The sequence below is a fragment of the Microbacterium sp. NPDC091676 genome (assembly GCF_044756645.1).
Classification (GTDB): Bacteria; Actinomycetota; Actinomycetes; order Actinomycetales; family Microbacteriaceae; genus Microbacterium; species Microbacterium paraoxydans_D.
Genome location: NZ_JBIVTI010000001.1, coordinates 2,502,256 through 2,516,031, shown reverse-complemented (window position 1 = coordinate 2,516,031; position 13,776 = coordinate 2,502,256). Strand labels below are relative to the sequence as shown.

The 13,776-nt window shown below is 72.1% G+C and carries 11 protein-coding genes; 3 read left to right on the top strand and 8 right to left on the bottom strand.

Features of this window, described 5'->3' with window-relative positions; all coding sequences use genetic code 11:
- Positions 1-46: 46 nt before the first annotated feature.
- Positions 47-2,377, bottom strand: a complete 2,331-nt coding sequence (locus tag ACIQID_RS12230) for an ABC transporter ATP-binding protein (RefSeq protein WP_400285236.1) — start codon at positions 2,375-2,377, stop codon at positions 47-49.
- Complete coding sequence (locus ACIQID_RS12225; protein ID WP_312674800.1) at positions 2,374-4,101, bottom strand: ABC transporter ATP-binding protein; 1,728 nt, start codon at positions 4,099-4,101, stop codon at positions 2,374-2,376. Before ACIQID_RS12225 ends, ACIQID_RS12230 begins: the two co-directional genes overlap by 4 nt.
- 203 nt (positions 4,102-4,304) lie before the next feature.
- On the opposite strand from ACIQID_RS12225, the gene ACIQID_RS12220 reads away from it, so the two are divergent.
- Both ACIQID_RS12220 and ACIQID_RS12215 read left to right on the top strand, forming a co-directional pair.
- Entirely contained in the window at positions 4,305-5,327 is a 1,023-nt protein-coding gene (locus tag ACIQID_RS12220) for a hypothetical protein (protein WP_400285232.1), read from the top strand.
- Positions 5,324-5,719, top strand: a complete 396-nt coding sequence (locus ACIQID_RS12215) for a GntR family transcriptional regulator (protein ID WP_400285229.1) — start codon at positions 5,324-5,326, stop codon at positions 5,717-5,719. The genes ACIQID_RS12220 and ACIQID_RS12215 overlap by 4 nt, the downstream gene beginning before the upstream one ends.
- Before the next feature lie 8 nt (positions 5,720-5,727).
- Here the strand turns inward: ACIQID_RS12215 and ACIQID_RS12210 are convergent, their stop codons facing one another.
- The gene (locus tag ACIQID_RS12210) at positions 5,728-6,789 is read right to left on the bottom strand and encodes an enoyl-CoA hydratase/isomerase family protein (RefSeq protein WP_400285226.1); all 1,062 of its coding nucleotides are present in this window, start codon (positions 6,787-6,789) and stop codon (positions 5,728-5,730) included.
- Between the two features lie 110 nt (positions 6,790-6,899).
- Here ACIQID_RS12210 and ACIQID_RS12205 point away from each other — a divergent pair, with 110 nt between their 5' ends.
- Positions 6,900-8,876: an ATP-binding cassette domain-containing protein gene (locus ACIQID_RS12205; RefSeq protein WP_400285222.1), complete on the top strand. Its 1,977-nt coding sequence runs from the start codon at positions 6,900-6,902 to the stop codon at positions 8,874-8,876.
- A 55-nt stretch (positions 8,877-8,931) separates the two neighbouring features.
- Here the strand turns inward: ACIQID_RS12205 and ACIQID_RS12200 are convergent, their stop codons facing one another.
- The 5 genes from ACIQID_RS12200 to hemC all read right to left on the bottom strand — a co-directional run bounded on the left by ACIQID_RS12200 (position 8,932) and on the right by hemC (position 13,774).
- Positions 8,932-9,381: a hypothetical protein gene (locus tag ACIQID_RS12200; RefSeq protein ID WP_312674795.1), complete on the bottom strand. Its 450-nt coding sequence runs from the start codon at positions 9,379-9,381 to the stop codon at positions 8,932-8,934.
- A gap of 204 nt (positions 9,382-9,585) precedes the next feature.
- Positions 9,586-10,908, bottom strand: a complete 1,323-nt coding sequence (locus tag ACIQID_RS12195; RefSeq protein ID WP_400285218.1) for a glutamate-1-semialdehyde 2,1-aminomutase — start codon at positions 10,906-10,908, stop codon at positions 9,586-9,588.
- Positions 10,909-11,004: 96 nt separating this feature from the next.
- Positions 11,005-11,982, bottom strand: a complete 978-nt coding sequence (hemB, locus tag ACIQID_RS12190; protein WP_400285215.1) for a porphobilinogen synthase — start codon at positions 11,980-11,982, stop codon at positions 11,005-11,007.
- Positions 11,979-12,776, bottom strand: coding sequence for a uroporphyrinogen-III synthase (locus ACIQID_RS12185; protein ID WP_312674792.1), 798 nt, complete (start codon positions 12,774-12,776; stop codon positions 11,979-11,981). Before ACIQID_RS12185 ends, hemB begins: the two co-directional genes overlap by 4 nt.
- On the bottom strand, positions 12,773-13,774 hold the full coding sequence (gene hemC, locus ACIQID_RS12180) for a hydroxymethylbilane synthase (RefSeq protein WP_312674791.1): 1,002 nt from the start codon (positions 13,772-13,774) through the stop codon (positions 12,773-12,775). The genes ACIQID_RS12185 and hemC overlap by 4 nt, the downstream gene beginning before the upstream one ends.
- Positions 13,775-13,776 lie beyond the last annotated feature (2 nt).

Here is a 13,776-nt window from a genome sequence, read left to right as displayed (position 1 = left end):
TGACGCCCCGCTCCGAGTCCGGAGCGGGGCGTCAGGGCGATGCCGATCAGGGGCGCGGCGTCGAGCCGTCCGCCCCGTCGTCGAGGAGCGCCTGCGCCGCGGCGGCCTCCGCCCCGGGGAGCTGGGCACCGACGGCGGCACCCGCCACGGCGTCCGCCGCCTGCTCCTCCACGCGGGCCTCGGCGTCGGCGTCTCCGGTCACCACGACCGGAGACGACCCGGTCAGGGCCGCTTCCGCGTCGAGGTCGGTCGCGGCCTGCTCGAACTGCGACTGGTACAGCCGCCAGTACGCGCCCTGCGCGGCGATGAGCTCGTCGTGCGTGCCCTTCTCCACGATGTCGCCGTGCTCCATCACGAGGATGAGGTCGGCGTCGCGGATGGTCGACAGCCGGTGCGCGATGACGAACGAGGTGCGCCCCTGCCGGAGCGCTGCCATGGCGTTCTGCAGCAGCAGCTCGGTGCGGGTGTCGACCGCCGATGTGGCCTCGTCCAGGATGAGGATCGACGGCTGCGCCACGAAGGCCCGCGCGATCGTGATGAGCTGGCGCTCACCGGCCGAGACGTTCGACGCGTCCTCGTCGAGCACGGTGTCGTACCCGTCCGGAAGCGCGTGCACGAAGCGGTCGACGTAGGTCGCCTTCGCCGCGGCCAGCACCTCCTCGTCCGTCGCGGTCGAGCGGCCGTAGCGGATGTTCTCGCGGATGCTCCCGGCGAACAGCCAGGGGTCCTGGAGCACCATGCCGGTGCGGGACCGCAGGTCGTCCCGGGTGATGGTCGAGATGTCCTGACCGTCGAGCATGATCCGGCCGCCGCTGAGCTCGTAGAACCGCATGATGAGGTTCACGAGCGTCGTCTTGCCGGCGCCGGTGGGTCCGACGATCGCGACGGTCTGCCCCGGCTCCACCCGGAACGACAGGTCGGTGATGAGCGGACGCTCCGGCGAGTACGAGAAGGAGACGTTCTCGAACTCGATCACGCCCTCCCCCTCGCGGAGCGCGGGGGCGTCGGGGGCGTCGGCCTCCTGCTCGTCGGCGTCGAGCAGATCGAACACCCGCTCCGCCGACGCCGTGCCGGACTGCACGACCGCAGCCATGCCGCCCAGCTCGGACAGCGGCTGCGTGAACTGCTGCGAGTACTGGATGAACGCCTGCACGTCGCCGAGCCGCAGCTGCCCGCTCGCGACCATGAGCCCGCCGAGCACCGCGATGCCGACATAGGTCAGGCTGCCGACGAAGGTCATCGCGGGCATGATGATGCCGGAGAGGAACTGCGCCTTGAAGCTCGCCTGGAAGAGCTCCTCGTTCTCGGCCTTGAACTTGTCCAGGGCATCCTGCTCACGGCCGAACACCTTGACCAGCGCGTGACCGGAGAAGGCCTCCTCGACCCGGGCGTTGAGCCGGCCGACCTTGCGCCACTGCGTGCCGAAGGCCTTCTGCGAACGCGGTCCGATGACGCCGAAGATCACGCCCATGAGCGGGAGCGCCACGAGGGCGACGAGGGCGAGCTGCCACGAGATCGAGAACATCATCACGAGCACGCCCACCACCGTCAGCACGGCGGTCAGGGCACCGGACAGCGACTGCTGCATGGTCTGGGTGATGTTGTCGATGTCGTTCGTCACCCGCGAGATCAGCTCGCCGCGCTGCACCTTGTCGAAGTACGCCAGCGGCAGCCGGTTGATCTTCGCCTCGACGGCCTCGCGCAGGCGCCACATGGTGCGGACCATGATGACGTTGATGACGTATCCCTGCAGCCAGCTGAGGAACGCGGCCACGACGTAGATCGCGAGGACCGCGGCGATCACCCAGCGCAGGGCGTCGAAGTCGATGCCGTCGCCGACCTGGAAGTCGCCGAGCGCTCCGACCTGATTCGCGAAGTCGTTCTGCCCGGCGTCGCGCAACGCGTCGACCACCACGTCCTGCGGGGTCCCGGCCGGGAAGCCGGGGAAGTCGCCGCTGGGCTGACCGAGCTGGATCGAGATGAAGCCGCGGTAGACGATGTTCGTCGCCTCGGCGAGCACCTTCGGGGCGGCGACGGTCAGCACGACCCCGATCGCCCCGAGGATCGACACGAAGACGAACCACACCGCGGAGGGTTTCAGCAGCCCGATCATCCGGGCGAAGCTCGCGCCGAAGTTGTCGGCCTTGCCGGGCGCGACGCTGTCCCAGTCGCCGGAGTTCTGCCGAGCCTGCTCGGCGAGCTCCGCCTCGTACTGCTCCTCGGCGGTGAGCTCCCGCTCGACCGTGGGCGCGGCGGCCGAGCCCCCTCCGCGACGGCGCCGGCCCTGGGTCCCTGAGCCGGTCCCCTGGGTCCCTGAGCTTGTCGAAGGGCCGGTCCCCTGGGTCCCTGAGCTTGTCGAAGGGTCCTGCTCGCTCATGCGTCCACCCCCAGCTGCGACTCGACGATCTCGCGGTAGGTCTCGCTGGTCTCCAGCAGCTCCTCATGGGTGCCGACGCCGACCATGGTGCCGCCCTCGAGGACCACGATGCGATCCGCGTCGGTGATCGTGGACACGCGCTGCGCGACCACGATCTTCGTCACATGTGGGAGCTCGCGCCACAGCGCCTGCCGCAGCCGGGCGTCGGTCGTGAGGTCGAGCGCGGAGAAGGAGTCGTCGAACACGAGCACCTGCGGCCGGTGCACGATGGCCCGCGCGATCGCGAGGCGCTGTCGCTGGCCGCCGGACACGTTCGTGCCGCCCTGGGCGATGCGGGAGTCGAGGCCGTCCGGCATCTCCTCCACGAAGTCGCGCCCCTGCGCGATCTCGAGCGCGTGCCAGAGCTCCTCGTCGGTGGCGTCCTCGCGGCCGTAGCGCAGGTTGGACGCGACGGTACCGGTGAACAGGAAGGGACGCTGGGGCACGAGGCCGATGCTGTCCCACAGCGCCTCGACGTCGGCCTCACGGACGTCCACGCCGCCGACGTGCACGGACCCGCCGGACACGTCGAACAGGCGCGGGACCAGCGAGACGAGCGTGGTCTTCCCCGAGCCGGTCGAACCCACGATCGCGACGGTCTCGCCCGGCTCCGCGGCGAAGCTGATGCCGGTGAGAACGGGGGCGTCGGCGCCGGGGTACGTGAACTCGACGTCGTCGAAGGCGACCGCACCGGGCGTCGGGAAGACGGTGACGCCGTCCGTGGGACGGGTCATCGTGGACTCGGTGTCCAGCACCTCGCCGATGCGCTCGGCGGAGACCGCGGCGCGCGGGATCATCATCGCCATGAAGCTGGCCATGATGACGCCGCCCATGATCTGGCCGATGTACTGCATGAAGGCGAACAGGGTACCCACCTGCACGGTGCCGTTGTTGACCTCGATGCCGCCGAACCAGATGACGGCGACGACCGTCACGTTGAGGATGAGCATGAAGAGCGGGAACAGCAGCACGAACAGGGAGCCGACCTTGCGGCCGACGACCATGATGTCGGTGTTCGCGCCGCGGAAGCGCTCCTCCTCGATGCGCTCCCGGACGAACGCCCGCACCACGCGCACGCCGGTGAGCTGCTCGCGCATGATGCGGTTCACGTTGTCGAGCTTGCCCTGGTAGCTGCGGAAGAGCGGGACCATCCGGCCGATGACGAGCGCCGCGAGGACGAGGAGCACGGGGACGGCGACGGCGATCAGCCAGCTCAGCTCGGCGCTGGTCCGGATGGCGAAGATGATGCCGCCGATCGCGAGCAGCGGGGCGGTGACGAGCATGGTCGCCCCCATCATCGCCAGCATCTGCACCTGCTGCACGTCGTTCGTGTTGCGGGTGATGAGGGATCCGGCACCGAACTGCGAGACCTCGCGCTCGGAGAAGCCGCTCACCTTGCCGAACACGTCGGCGCGGATGTCACGGCCGGCGCCCATCGCGGCGCGGGCGGCGAAGAAGGTCGCGATGACCGAGGCCACGATCTGGCCGAACGACACGGCCAGCATGAACAGGCCGGTGCGCCAGATGTACGCGGTGTCGCCCTGCGCGACGCCCTTGTCGATGATGTCGGCGTTCAGGTACGGCAGGTAGAGGGTGGCGGCCGCGCTGGCGAACTGGAAGACCAGCACGGCGACGAGGAGCCACTTGTAGCGAGACAGATATCGGAGGAGGAGTTTTCCCAGCACAGGCGGACTTTCTAGGAAGGAGGAGGCGGCGGGTCTCCCGGCAGACGGATGCCGACCGACGACCGGCCATAGGACAGGGTGCCACGAAGCGGCGACATTCGGATCCCCCTCCCGGAGGACCTTCGCTCACAGCGAACCGACACATGTATCACCCGAATGACACAAGTTGTGATAGACATATGGCACAACGAACGGAGTCCGCCATGCCGAACCCCACCCCACCGGACGTCGTCGGCGCCGTCCTCTCCTCGTCGGCCGTCTCCCTCGTGGTCGGCCTCGTCTTCGCTGCACTGCTCGCCTTCACGCCCTGGTGGCGCACGCGCGCGGCGACGGCGACCCGACTCACGCGCGACGAGGCCGTCGTCGTGGGCGCGCGCTATTCGCCCGAGCGGCGCCTCCTCGCCGCCGGCGCCCTGGTGGTCCTCGTGACGGGGGTGACGGTGGAGGTGCTCGCGCGGTACGTGCTGTCGCTCAACGGCGAGGTGTCCTGGTGGCGCTATGCCGCCCCCGTGTTCGCGACCGCCGCCGTCGCCGCCGCCCTGGCACTCGCGATCAGCGTTCGCGGGGCACATCACGCGACGGAACCGGTGACCACCGGGACCCGGCGGACCTGGCTCTCCTTCAGCCCTCGCGGCGGGACCGCCGCGGCAGGTCTCGCGCTCCTCGGGCTCGTCCTCACGACGATCGCCGCCGGCTGCGCGTCGTCGAACATCGACGGCGGGCCCTTCGTGTTCCTGGAGATCCCCGCGCCGAACACCGACGTCGACCCGGTGCGACTGTGGTTCTACGGGTGGGCCTACGGCGTCGCGGTGCTGCTCTGCTGCGCACTCCTCGCCGGGGCGGTCCTGTGGGCGCTGTCGGCGAACGCCACGCGTCCGTTCCTCCGCCCGGAGACCGTTCCCGCCGAGCACCACGAGCGCCGCCGGATCGCCGCGGGGCTCGCCCAGGTCGCGACCGGAGGCATCCTGCTCACGCTGGCCGCCGCCTGGCGGTTCATCGGGAGCGCGGGGCGGATCGGCTCCCTCACGATCGAGGGCGAGGGCACGTTCGAGATCGTCTGGCGCTACGCCGACATCGCCCGCGCGGCCGGCGCCGCGGCCCCCGTGCTGGAGGTCGTCGCCGTGATGCTCCTGGTCCTCTCGGCGCTGGCTCTGCGGCAGGGCGGTACCCGCAGGTCGGCAGACTCCGCGACGGCGGCGTCGCGGCAGCCGGAAGAGGCGCGATGACGCCGCGCTCCCCGCTGTCCGGCCCCGACGATGCGCTCCCGGCCCGGGACATCTATCGCCAGTTCCGCGGGCTCATCGTCTCCGGGCAGCTCGGTGCCGGCGAACGCCTGCCCTCGGTCCGGCAGACGGCGGGCGACCTCGGGGTCGCCCCCGGCACGGCGGCGCGCGCCTACAAGATGCTCGAAGCCGACGGCCTGGTCGTGTCGCGCACCGCGGCCGGCACGCGGGTCGCCGACTCCGCCGCCGTGCTGCCGGGCGCGGTGATCCGGAGGATCCGCGACCTGGTCGACGTCGCACAGGACGCCGGCCTCGAACCCGGCGACGTCACCGATGTGATCCGGGCGACCTGGGAGTCCCGTCGCCGCGCCACCGTCGTCCCCGAGGAGAGCTGAGGCGCGCGTCAGAACAGCGCCGGCTGCGGCACGTAGTCGCGCGCGGCCGCCCCGGCGTCGGGGCCGAGCTCGGCGAGGGTGGCGGGCTGCCACTTCGGGTCGCGGTCCTTGTCGACGACCTGCGCCCGGATCCCCTCCACGAGATCGGGGTGCTCGTTCACGAACCAGAGCACTCGGCGGTACTCGCCCTCGAGAGCGGCGCGCAGCCCCGTCATCTCGCGGGCTTCGCGCACGGCGTCGAGCGTGACGACGAGACCCGTCGGGGCCAGCCCCTCGATCAGCTCGGCCACGGCGGCCGCATCCCCGGTGCCGAGCGCGCGGAGCCGCTCCAGGATCTCGGGGACGGTCGGGGCGGCGAAGGCGTCGTCGATCCACTCCCGCGCGGCGGGGAGCGCGGACGGCTCCGGCGTCTCGTCGAACAGCAGGACGATCTCACTGGGACTCGTCGGGTCGGCGCGGTAGGCGAGCGCCTCGCGCAGCGCATCGAGGCGGTCGGAGGGGACGAAGTGATCCGCGAAGCCCGCGTACACGGCATCGGCACCGTTCATCGTGCTCCCGGTGAGACCGAGGTACTCGCCGAGCCGTCCCGGCGCCCGTCCCAGCAGCCAGGTGCCGCCGACATCGGGCGTGAAGCCGATCCTGGTCTCCGGCATGGCGAGTTTCGAGCGCTCGGTGACCACGCGGATCGCGGCGTGGCCCGCGAGACCGATGCCGCCGCCCATGGTGATGCCGTCGGCGAGCGCGACCACGGGCTTGGGGTACTCCGCGATCATGGCGTTCATCGCGTACTCCCGGCGGAAGAACTCCGCGGACTGCTCCGGATGACCGGACGTGATCTGGCCGTGCAGGCGGCGCACGTCCCCGCCCGCGCACAGGCCCCGCTCGCCCTCCCCGTCGATGAGGACGATCTGCACGTCGGAGTCGTCGCGCCAGGCGACGAGCGCCTCCGTGATGATCGCGATCATGTCCTCGTCGAGCGCATTGATCGCCTCGGGGCGGTTGAGCGTGAGCCGCCCGAGCGCTCCTTCGGTGCGGATGAGGACACGGGGCGCGGCGGGGGTATCGGTCACGGGTGCCAGGCTACCCCGTCGCGTGCGGCCGGATTCCGCACGAAATGCGGGTTCCGAGGCGGTTTTCCGGCAGGATAGGAGGAACTGTTCATCGCAACGAGAGGTCCCGGATGCCCGAAGGACAGGTGCTCGAGTTCACGAATGTGACGAAGCGCTTCAACGAGGTGACGGCCGTCTCGGACTTCTCCGCACGGGTCGAGCCCGGCGCGGTCACTGCTTTCCTCGGCCCCAACGGCGCGGGCAAGACGACGACCCTGCGCATCCTGCTCGGCCAGGTGCGCGCCACGTCCGGCACCGCCACGATCGGGGGCGTCGCATACGCCGAGCTGCGTCAGCCGCTGCGCACGATCGGCGCGGTCCTGGAGGAGACGGCCTACCGGCCGCGCCGCACCGCGAGCCGTCAGCTCACCATCGCCGCGAAGGCCAACGGCATCCGCCTGGCCCGCGTCGACGAGGTGATCTCCCTCGTCGGCCTGGAGGGCGAAGCGGACACGCGCATCGGCGGGTTCTCGCTCGGCATGCGCCAGCGCCTCAGCGTCGCCCACGCACTCCTCGGCGACCCGGGAGCGCTCGTCTTCGACGAGCCGGCGAACGGCCTCGACCCGGAGGGCATCCGCTGGATGCGCCTGCTGATGCGTCGCCTCGCCGACGAAGGCCGCACGGTGCTGGTCTCGTCCCACGTGCTCAGCGAGATCGAGCAGGTCGCCGACCACGTCCTCGTGCTCTCCAAGGGACGCCTCGTGCTGTCGAGCGGCATCGAGACGCTGGCCGATCCGGCCGGCGGCTCCGTGGTCGTCGACTCGGCCGATCGCCCCGGCCTCACGACCGCGCTGGTCGCCGCAGGGTTCGACATCGAGGTGCTCCGCTCCGGCCTGACCGTGCGCGGCACCGACGCGAGCCGGGTGGGCGCCGTGGCTGCCGACGCCGGCATCGCTCTCAGCACGCTCGTGCAGCGCGGCCCGACGCTGGAGGACGTCTTCATCGACCTCATGCGCGGCGGCCGCTTCGACACCGCCCCGGCGCTCCCGTCGGCGGAGTCTCCGACGGAGGCCGATGCCGAGGTGGATGCCGAGCCCGCGACCGCTGCCGAGGCGCCTGCGGCGGAAGCTCCGACGGACGCCGTGTCGACGGATGAGGCCGCCGCCGGCACCGCCGCTGCGGCTCTCGCAGCCGGGGGCACCGCCGCCCTCGCCGACGACCTGACGCCCCAGGCCACGGGCCCCGTGACCGCCGGGACGATCGCCGCCGACACCGCCCCGACGGAGCAGGCGGAGGTCCCCGCGGACGAGGATGCGACCCGTGTCCTTCCCGTCGTCGCGGCGGACGACGACGCCACCCGGGTCCTGCCGGTGGTCGACGCGGCCGAAGACACGCAGCCTGCAGAGGCGGAGCACGCGGAAGAGGACGCGGACACGGAGGCCGAGGACGCGCCGTCGTTCGACGACATCCTCTTCGGTGCCCCCGCGCCCGCCACCGAGTCCCCGCGGCGGTCCTTCGCCGCCCTCTTCGCAACGGCGTCTGCGGACGCGGAGGCCGAGTCGTCCGCGCAGCCGGTGACGACGGGCGCTCCCGGCGAGATCGAGGCGGACGAGTCGCCGTCCTCGCCCGAGGCGACCCCCGCCGAGGCGGCCGACACCGCTGCCGCGACCCCGGCCGACAGCACGGACGCCGACGCCCACGACGGCACGTCCGGTGACGAGGAGCCCGCGGGCGTCGAGTTCTTCACCGGCCTGGACACCGCGTCGGCGGACGAGACCTCGCCCTCCGAGGAGGCCGCCGATGCCGCAGCGCAGGGCGAGCCCGCCTCCCCGGCGTCCGAGGACGACGACCCGCGCTCGGCCGCCGTGAGCTCGATGCTGGCCGCCGCCGCTCGCGCCTACTACGAGGACGAGCCCCGCGACTACCCGCTCGCTCCCACGGAGGAGGCCGCGGCCGCCGAGACCGCCCCGCAGACGGAGGACGACAGCGACGGCTCGACCGACGCCGACGACCACGGGGACGAGCCCGGACCGGAGGCATCCGGCGCGGAGACCCCGACGGAGGAGCACACCCCCGCGGACGAACACGGGGACGAACACCGCGACTGAGCCCACGCAGCAGAACGCCCTCCCGGCATCCCGGGAGGGCGTTCTGCGTCCGGGGTCAGGCCGGGCGGGGTCGGATGACCGGGCGCCGGCTGCCCTTCGACACCGGGGTCGGGGCCGTGGCGACGATCTCCTCGACCGTCGTCGGCTCCTCGGAGACCGGGAGGCGGAGCGCCTGCGTCAACGCGAGGCCGTGCCGCGTGGTCAGGATGAGGCGGTTGTACTGCGGATCGCCCTCGAGGTCGACGACCACGCTCGGGCGTCGGCGGCGGATGAGCACGAAGTCGAGGGTCCCGGCGGCCTTCCAGCTCCCGGCGGCCAGCACGCCCGGGATGTGGGTACCCGGATTCGGGACGCCACGGAGCCAGGTCCAGGCGTCGTCCGTGAGCTGGACCTTCGTGATCGTCTCCCGCACGATGCGGACGTTCTCGCGGTGGAAGGTGGCGGCACGTTCGATGGGCGAGAGCACGACCTCGAGTTGCGTCTGGTCCAGCAACAACGTCACCATGTCCCCAGTCTGCCAGCGCCGTCCTCCCGGTTGGCTGGAAGTTGCTCACAGGAACGCAACGATCCCTTGTCGGAATCCCCCACGTTCAGCCCTCTGCCGCAGGCGTTCGCGGGAGATCAGGCAACGGTCTCCAGGGGTTCCTGTCCCCGCGCGGCTGCCTGTCCTCCCGCGAACGAGCCTCGCGGGCAGCCGCGCGAGCAGCGGTCAGGGGCGCGCGGTGGCGGCCGCCTGGGCGGCGTGCGGCAGGGCCGCCTCGATGCGCTGGAGCTCGTCCTCGCCGTGCGCGGCGGTGAGGAACCAGGCCTCGAAGACGCTCGGCGGCAGCGCGACGCCGTGCTCGCGCATCGCGTGGAAGAACGCCGCGTACCGGAACGATTCCTGTGCCTGCGCCTCGGCGTAGTCGCGCGGGGCGGAGGCGCGGAACGAGGCGCTGAAGAGGTTGCCGGCGGAGGCGAGGGCGTGGGTCACCCCGGCGTCGGAGAGCGCGCGGTCGAGGGCCGTCGAGACCCGAGCAGCCGCGGCATCGACGGTCGCGTAGACCTCCGGCGTCGCGAGGCGGAGCGTGGCCAGGCCCGCAGCCACCGAGAGCGGGTTCCCGGAGAGCGTCCCCGCCTGATAGACCGGTCCGAGGGGGGCCAGGAGGTTCATGACCTCGGCACGACCGCCGAGGGCCGCCAGCGGCATACCGCCGCCGACGACCTTGCCGAAGGTCAGGATGTCGGGAAGGTAGTCCTCCCCCGCCGCCGCCTGGAGGCCCCAGAAGCCGGCCGGGTGCACGCGGAATCCGGTGAGGACCTCGTCGAGGATCATCAGAGCACCGTGGGCGTGCGCGGTCTCCGCGATGAGGCGGTTGAAGCCCGGCAGCGGAGGGACGACGCCCATGTTCGCGGCCGAGGCCTCGACGATGACGGCCGCGATGCGGGGGCCGTGCTCGGCGAACACGGCGGCGAGCGCCTCGGGGTCGTTGTAGCGGATCACGAGCGTCTGCGCGGCGATCGGCGCGGGCACGCCGGCCGAACCGGGAAGCGCCAGCGTGGCGACCCCGGACCCGGCTTCCGCGAGCAGGCCGTCGGAGTGGCCGTGATAGTGACCGGCGAACTTCACGAGCAGATCGCGGCCGGTCGCGCCCCGGGCGAGGCGGATGGCCGTCATGGTGGCCTCGGTGCCGGTCGAGACGAGACGGACGCGCTCCACGGGACGGATCTCGCCGAAGCGGACGCGGTCGGCGATGAGCGCCGCGAGCTCGACCTCGCCCTCGGTCGGCGCGCCGAAGGAGAGCCCGCGGGTCGCGGCTTCCTGCACCGCGGCGACGACCTCGGGCTGCGCGTGACCGAGCAGCGCGGGGCCCCAGGACGCGACGAGGTCGACGTACTCGCGGCCCGCGGCGTCGGTCACGGTGGCACCACGCGCCGAGGCGAGGAACCGGGGCGTCCCGCCGACCGACCCGTAGGCGCGCACCGGAGAGTTCACCCCACCGGGGATCACCGCTCGGGCGGCAGAGAAAAGGTCGTCATTGCGGTCGGTCATCGAGGCTCCTCCGTGATGCACGGAACTCTCCCGGCATCCCTTCCAGGCTAACCCGCCGCGTCTCCCCCGGAGGCCGCCGGCAGGCAGCAGGAGGGCTCAGCCGCGCAGCCAGCGGGCCGCCTCGGTGGCCCAGTACGTGAGCACGGCATCGGCGCCCGCACGGCGGATCGACAGCAGCGACTCGAGGACCGCGGCGCGCCGATCGATCCATCCGTTGGCGGCGGCGGCCTCGATCATCGCGTACTCGCCCGACACCTGGTACGCCCAGACCGGGACGGTCACGGCATCGCGCACCTCGCGCAGCACGTCGAGGAAGGCCATCGCCGGCTTCACCATGACGACGTCGGCGCCCTCGTCCTCGTCGACCAGCGCCTCCCGCACGCCCTCGCGACGGTTGCCGGGGTCGAGCTGATATGTGCGGCGGTCGCCCTGGAGCTGCGAGTCCACGGCCTCGCGGAAGGGGCCGTAGAACGCGCTCGCGTACTTCGCGGCGTACGCCAGGATCAGGGTGTCGGTGAAGCCCTCGGCGTCGAGCGCCTGGCGGATCACGGCGACCTGGCCGTCCATCATCCCGGACAGCCCGAGCAGCTGCGATCCCGCTCGCGCCTGGGCCAGGGCCATCGAGGCGTACCGCTCCAGGGTCGCGTCGTTGTCCACCGAGCCGTCGGCGGCGAGGACGCCGCAGTGCCCGTGGTCGGTGAACTCGTCGAGGCAGAGGTCGGTCTGCACGACGAGCGCATCACCGACCTCGGCCGCCAGCGCCTCGGTGGCGACGTTCAGGATGCCCTGCGGGTCGTCCGCACCGGAGCCGCGGGCGTCGCGCACCGCCGGCACGCCGAACAGCATGACGCCGCCCACTCCGGCCTCCGCAGCCTCCACGGCGGCGGAACGCAGCGAGTCGATGGAGTGCTGGGCCACACCGGGCATCGACCCGATGGCGACCGGCTCGCTGAGTCCCTCGCGGACGAAGAGCGGGAGCACGAGCTGGCGCGGCTCGAGCGAGGTCTCGCGCACGAGGTCGCGGACCGCGCGCGACTGGCGCAGGCGGCGCAGGCGGATGTCGGGGAAGCTCACGGCGCGAACTCGTCTGCCGCGTGCGGAAGGGTGAACTGCGACACGGCCTCGATCAGCGCATCGATGGTCTGCCGGTCGGCGACCACCGAGACGGGGAGACCGGCGCGCTCGGCGTCCTTGGCCGTGCGCGGGCCGATGGCCGCGAGCAGCGTCTCGTCCGGGATCTCGGGGAACTGCTCGCGCACCTGCTCGGCCACCGATCCGCTGGTGATGAGGATCGCGTTGATCCGGCCGTTCTCGACGTCGCGGCGGATGCGCTCCGTCACCGGGACGCCGACCGTGCGATAGGCGACGACGCCGTGCACGTCGTGCCCCGCGTCGGACAGGAGAAGGCTGAGGACGGGCTTGGCGATCTCGCTGCGCAGCGCCAGGATGCGGCGCGGCTCGTGCTCCAGGGCGATGAGCTGCTGCGCCATGCCCTGCGCGGAGTTGTCCTGCTCCGGGACCAGGGCGACCTCGTAGCCCACGGCCTGCAGCGCCGCAGCCGTCGTCTCGCCCACCGCGGCGATCTTCGTGGTCTTGGGCACGACGGCACGGTGCGCGAACAGCACGTCCACCGTGGTCGCGCTCGTGACGGTCAGCCAGTCGAACTCCCCGGCCGCGAGCTGCTCCAGCGCCCGATCGAGGGTCGCCTGGTCGGTCGTCGGAGCGAAGTTGATGAGGGGGGCGACGACGGGAACGGCGCCGAGGGCCCGGAGGCTGGCGGCGACGCTGTCGCCCCAGGGGCCGCCACGGGGCACGAGGATGCGCCAGCCGTCCAGCGGTCGGTCCTGCTTGCTTTCAGAAGTGGTCATGACAATTCGGATTGCTCTTGAGGGACGAGGTCGGCCGCCCCTTGATCGAGCAGCCGACGGGCAACAGCGAGCCCGAGCTCACGCGCTGCGTGCATCGGGTCTGCACCATCGGCAGCATCCGCACCATTGCCACTGCCGTTCCGATGAATATACTCCCCGTTCAGGGCTTCCGTGACGTCCAGCCCGATCCGACGACCGCCGTCCGGGGCGTAGACCACCGTCCTGACGCGGATCTCGGAGCCCTGGACGATCGCGTGCGCCGCCATGGGGGCTTGACAACCGGCGTCCAGTCCCTCCAGGATGGCGCGCTCGACCGTGATCGCGAGCCGCGTCTCCCGATGATCCAGCGCCGACAGCGCCGTGCGCAGCTCCTCCGGCGCATCCGCCCGTGTCTCGACGGCGAGCGACCCCTGGCCGGGCGCCGTCGGCCACTCCGCGAGGCCGAGCTCCTCGCGATGCAGCGGGGAGTCCGTGCCGAGCCGCGAGAGCCCGGCGGCGGCGAGGATCACGGCGTCCAGCTCGCCGGACGCGACCCGCGCGAGGCGGGAGTCGACGTTGCCGCGGATGTCCACGACGTGGGCGCGGGGCGCACGACGGTGGACCTGCGCGATGCGTCGTGGGGAGCCCGTGCCCACGGCGCTCCCCGCGGGCAGCTCGTGCAGGGGGATGCCGTGGCGGGTGAGCACGACGTCGCGGGCGTCTTCCCGCCGGGGCGTCGCCGCGATGACGAGCGACTCCGGAACCGCGGTCGGGAGGTCCTTCAGCGAGTGCACGAGGAAGTCGCACTCGCCGGCGAGGAGGGCTTCGCGGAGGCGGGTGGCGAAGATGCCGAGGCCCCCGATCTCCGACAGCGAGGCGCGATTGGTGTCGCCCTCGCTGGTGATCGGGACGAGCTCGACGCGGCGGCCGGTGACCTTCTCGAGCGCGGCGGCGACGTGACCGGACTGCGCCTGCGCGAGCGCGCTGCGGCGGGTGCCGAGACGGATGGGGGTGCTCATGG

What these genes read in the sequence shown, in the direction of transcription:
- ACIQID_RS12230 (WP_400285236.1), bottom strand. Translation starts at nt 2,377, where the DNA reads ATGAGCGAGCAGGACCCTTCGACAAGCTCAGGGACCCAGGGGACCGGC.
- ACIQID_RS12220 (WP_400285232.1), top strand. Translation starts at nt 4,305, where the DNA reads ATGCCGAACCCCACCCCACCGGACGTCGTCGGCGCCGTCCTCTCCTCG.
- ACIQID_RS12215 (WP_400285229.1), top strand. Translation starts at nt 5,324, where the DNA reads ATGACGCCGCGCTCCCCGCTGTCCGGCCCCGACGATGCGCTCCCGGCC.
- ACIQID_RS12205 (WP_400285222.1), top strand. Translation starts at nt 6,900, where the DNA reads ATGCCCGAAGGACAGGTGCTCGAGTTCACGAATGTGACGAAGCGCTTC.
- ACIQID_RS12200 (WP_312674795.1), bottom strand. Translation starts at nt 9,381, where the DNA reads ATGGTGACGTTGTTGCTGGACCAGACGCAACTCGAGGTCGTGCTCTCG.
- ACIQID_RS12195 (WP_400285218.1), bottom strand. Translation starts at nt 10,908, where the DNA reads ATGACCGACCGCAATGACGACCTTTTCTCTGCCGCCCGAGCGGTGATC.
- ACIQID_RS12185 (WP_312674792.1), bottom strand. Translation starts at nt 12,776, where the DNA reads ATGACCACTTCTGAAAGCAAGCAGGACCGACCGCTGGACGGCTGGCGC.
- hemC (WP_312674791.1), bottom strand. Translation starts at nt 13,774, where the DNA reads ATGAGCACCCCCATCCGTCTCGGCACCCGCCGCAGCGCGCTCGCGCAG.